This window comes from Glycomyces dulcitolivorans (assembly GCF_003265355.1).
Lineage (GTDB): Bacteria > Actinomycetota > Actinomycetes > Mycobacteriales > Micromonosporaceae > Glycomyces > Glycomyces dulcitolivorans.
Genome location: NZ_QFRW01000160.1, coordinates 1 through 3,926, shown reverse-complemented (window position 1 = coordinate 3,926; position 3,926 = coordinate 1). Strand labels below are relative to the sequence as shown.

At 75.0% G+C, this 3,926-nt stretch carries 2 protein-coding genes and 1 pseudogene; all 3 read right to left on the bottom strand.

The annotated features are described in order from the left end of the window. A partial coding sequence (locus tag DI269_RS13440) for a protein kinase domain-containing protein (RefSeq protein WP_157974968.1) occupies positions 1-1,476 on the bottom strand: 1,476 nt, incomplete at its 3' end. Positions 1,477-1,558: 82 nt separating this feature from the next. After that, entirely contained in the window at positions 1,559-2,455 is an 897-nt protein-coding gene (locus DI269_RS13435; protein WP_157974967.1) for a hypothetical protein, read from the bottom strand. 145 nt (positions 2,456-2,600) lie between these two features. Beyond that, positions 2,601-3,926 (bottom strand): annotated as a pseudogene (locus tag DI269_RS13430) (tetratricopeptide repeat protein); the annotation flags it as partial.

The following is a 3,926-nucleotide window of genomic DNA, read 5'->3' as shown; positions in this document are numbered from 1 at the left end:
GACGGCCGCGGGGTCGGCGGGGTCGGTCAGCGGGGCGGGCAGGAGCCGCCGGGCCTGGAGCGGGTCGGCCGGGGCGAGGACGCGGGCGGGGTCGGGGCTGACGGCGCTGGCGTAGGCCCCGCGTTCAGGTCCGAAGTGGGCGGACACGGCCGGGTAGGGGGTCTCGTCGAGTCCGGCGCGGATCTGGCGCAGGACGCCGGTGAGCTGGTCGGCCATGTCGGCGGCGGACTCGAAGCGCTCGCGCGGGTCGGCGTGGCAGGCGCGCTGGAGGAGCAGGTAGAGGGATTCGTCGTAGCCGGGCGGGCGCGCCGGGAGCGGCGCGGTGGCGATGGCGCCGGCGGCGGTGCGGACGGCGGGGCTGAAGGCGAGGGTGAGGACGGCGAGGGTGCGGCCGACCGTGTAGAGGTCGGAGCCGACGTCGGGGAAGCGGTCGCCGGTGACCTCGGGGGCCTGGTAGCCGCTGGTGCCCCACACGTCGCCGCCAGTGTCGCCGATGCGGCGCATGGCGCCGAGGTCGATGAGGCGGATGCGGTCGCCGACCTGGATCAGGTTGGCGGGCTTGAGGTCGCAGTAGACCATGTCGGCGGCGTGGAGGTGGCCGAAGGCGGCGAGCGTTTCGAGGACGCACGGGATGGCCCACTCGGGGGGCATGGGGCCCTCGCGCTTGGCGATGCGGGTCTTGAGCTGGTCGCCGAGGGAGACGCCGCCGATGTACTCCATGACGAGGTAGCCGGAGAGGGTGCCGTCGCGCTTGTCGCGGTGCTGGACGAAGTTGTGGATCTTGACGATCCCGGGGTGGTCGACGGCGATGAGGTAGCGGCGCTCGGCCTCGGCGGCGGCGAGGGCGGCCGGGTCGGTGGTGTTCAGCAGTCCCTTGAGGACGACCCATTTGCCGTCGAGGTTGCGGTCGGCGGCGAGGTAGATCCAGCCGAGGCCGCCGTGGGCGAGGCAGCCGCGGATCTCGTACTGGCCGGCGACGAGGTCGCCGGGTTTGAGCGCGGGTGTGAAGTCGAACTTCGCGCCGCACTCGGGGCAGAAGCCGGCGGCGCGGCCGACGTGTCCGAGCTGATGGCCGTTGGCGCAGCGCCGGTCCGCTTCGGGGACGGCCGGATCGGTCATAAGCGCCGAGACGGGGTCGGTGATCGGGACCGAGGGCAGGTCGGCCAGGCCGGTGCCGAGGCGGCCGACGCTGCGGCGCGAGGAGGTCGAGGTGCGGCCCGAGGTCGTGGTCCGGACGGGCGCGGGGGCGGCGGCCGGGGCGGCGCGCAGGCCGCAGTCGTCGCAGAAGCCGTCCGAGTCGATGGAGCCGCCGCAGTGGACGCAGCGGGCGGGACCGGCGACGGGTGGGGCGGGTGCGGGCGCGGGGGTCATCCGACCGGTGGCGAACGGCGCGGCGGGCGGGGCCTGGAGGCCGCAGTCCTCGCAGTAGCCCTCGGGGTCGATGGCACCGCCGCAGCGGAAGCAGGGGTCGGTCATGTGCGGTCTCCGTTCACACTCGCGAGGGGGATGTGGAGGGCCGTGCGGGCCGGGGGAAGTCCGTTCGGATTGCGGAGGCCGGTCATGCGCGGTCTCCGTTCACAGTGGCGGCGAGCTCGTCGACCGCCTCGCGGGCTTCGGCGAGCGAACACGGTGCGGTCCAGAGGATCGCGCGGGCTCGCTGCCAGGCGTCCCGCACCTTCGGCTCGGTGTCGCGGCCGAGCCGTTCGGCCCGCGCAACGTATGCCTGAGCCTCGCTGCGGAGCCGGTTGCGCCGGTGCAGCGGCTCGTTGCACGCCTCCAGCGCCGCCTCGGCGCGGTGCTCGGCGGCCTCGACCGCGTGGGCGAGGCGCCTGCGCACCTCCGTGGTCTCGGTCCAGCCCGTCTCGCCGAGTGCCGGGATACGCCCCAGGCGCTCCCGCAGCGATCCGGACACGGTGCCGGGCTTGGGAACCCGCGGGTCGCTGATCCGCTCCCGGGTCTCGGCCCAGCGGGCGAGGAGCCGCTGCTCGCTCGCTTCGAGGGCGTCGAGGCGGGCCGCCAGCGGATCGGTTCCGGCGGCCTCCGCGAAGGCCGCATCGATCTCGTCGAGCAGCGCCGCCACGGCCGCGTGGCGGTGTTCCAGGGCCGCAAGGACATCAGCGTGTTGGAGTTCGTTGCCGGGCCCGGGGTCGTGAACCGTGCCGTCCAGCATGAATGAGGCGTCCTCGGCCGCGCCCCGACCAAGCCGGCCTTTGCCGTCGCGCAGGGCCGCGATCTCTTTCAACCGTGCGTCCCAAGAGCGGAACAGGCCCCACAGCCCTTCCCACTCCAGCAGCGCGGCGTCGCAGCGGCCGCCCGGCACCGCCGCCGCTTCGAGGCGGATCCAGCCGAAGGCGGCGCGGGACTCGCAGTCGAGCAGGCGTGCGGCGACGAAGTCGCGGGTGGCGAGGCGGTCGCCGAGCTCGCGTTCCACGTCGTCGCGGTCCACTGGTGCCATGTCGACCTCCTTCCCCTGCAACCGGTTCCTGGGCCCTTTGCGACAGCGTAGTGCGAGGGGGCCCGGGAGGGGTACCGGCGAATTCAGCCGCTACCTGGGCGAACTGGGCATTCCTCTGGGGCGCAGGGGGTGCGCTGTGAAGAAATCATGAGCCCGCCATGCGCCGCAGGCTCGCCCGCGAACTGGTGTGGCGGCCCCAGGCGCGGTAGACCTCGGCGAGGTGCGCGTGGACCTCGCGGGCCATGGCCGCGTCGCCGCCGCGTTCGAAGCGCGTCAGTGCGGCTTCGAGAGCCTGTTCGGCGGCGGCGAAGTCCCGCATGCGGTAGTGGAGCCAGCCGAGGGTCATGCCCATGACGGCCGCGTCGCCGTCGCGTCCGGCCGCCAGGGCCGCGTCAAGCGCGGCCGTCAAGAGCGGCAACGCTTCCTGCTCGCGGCCGAGCCGGGCCAGGGCGGTGGCGAGGTTCGCGCGGGCGCTGCCGAAGCGGTCGCCGTGCTCGGTGCGTTCCATCGCTTCCAGTGCGCCCCTGCCGTACTCCTCGGCCTTGGCGAGCGCGCCGCGCGCGTAGGCGGCGACGGCGACGAGGTTGCGGTGCCGGGCCAGGTGGACCGGGTCGGGTCCGGCGGCGGCGAGTGCGGCCTTGCCGAGCGTCTCCAGTTCTTCGGGCCGGTGGCCGCGCTTGGCGAAGGCGCACAGGACGTCGGCGAGGACCGCGCCCTCGGGGTGGGCGGCCCAGGCGCGGTAGGCGGCGGTGAGGAACCCGTAGTCCTCCAAGGGGGCCGGGGCGCGCAGGTCGCGGAACTCGGCGACGGTGCGTTCGCGAAGGGCGCGTTGCTCGTCGGCGGTCGCGGGCTCCTTGGCGCGGGCGTACTCGGCGACCAGGCGGTGGAGCCGGTAGCGGCCGTCGGTCCCGGCGCGCACGAGGTAGGCGGAGACGAGGCCGCCGAGGACGCGTTCGCCGTCGGCGCCGGAGGCGGAGGCGAGGCGCAGGGCGGTGCGCTCGCCGATGTCGGGGACCGGGAGCAGCGCGAGGTCGCGGAGGCACCGGCGCTCGTCCTCGTCGAGTTCGGCGTGGGAGAGGTCGAAGACGCGGGCGATCTGGTCGCGTTCGCCGGCCTGCCAGAGGCGGCCGTCGCCGAGGTGCTTCGCCAAGCCCGCCAAGCCGAGTGAGGGCCGGTCGTCGAGGAGTCCGGCGGCGATGCGCAGGGCCAGGGGCAGGCCGCCGCAGTGGGCGGCCACGGCGGCGGCGTCGGCGTCCTTGGCGGTGGTGTCGCCGGTGAGGCCGCGCAGGAGCGCGACGGCGTCCGCTTCGGGCAGTTCGGCGAGCTCGACGGCGACGGCGTCGCTGATGTGGCGCAGGCGGTCGAGGCGGCCGCGGCCGGTGACGACGACGGCCGAGCCGCCCGCGCCGGGCAGGAGCGGGCGCACCTGGTCGGCGTCGCGGGCGTTGTCGAGGAACACCAGGACGCGGCG